We start from the raw sequence: 245 nt of genomic DNA, 5'->3' as shown, positions 1-245 counted from the left end.
GCATTTAGATCGTCACCACCAATGGCAATAGAAGATCCGCCTTTGGTCACAACGTTTGCACCAATGGCAATAGATTGCTCACCCATTGCGGTGGTGTGTTGACCGCTACTTCCTCCGCCAATGGCAATAGTCTGACTTCCGAACGCTGTGGCATTCTTACCTATAGCAATGCCATGAAGAGGACTTGCCGTAGCATTAGTCCCACATTCTACTTCTGTAGCAGCATTGCAAGAGGCAGCATTCAC

1 protein-coding gene is annotated in these 245 nt (G+C 49.0%); it reads right to left on the bottom strand.

Annotated elements, in window-relative coordinates:
• Positions 1-245, bottom strand: a 245-nt coding sequence (locus AAEZ03_RS28530) for a hypothetical protein (RefSeq protein WP_350583334.1), incomplete at both ends; no start/stop codon positions are given.

Source organism: Pseudomonas sp. HY2-MNA-CIBAN-0224 (genome assembly GCF_040310285.1).
GTDB lineage: Bacteria > Pseudomonadota > Gammaproteobacteria > Pseudomonadales > Pseudomonadaceae > Aquipseudomonas > Aquipseudomonas helleri.
Note: the sequence above shows the minus strand (reverse complement) of the source record. Positions and strands in the feature narration are given on the sequence as shown.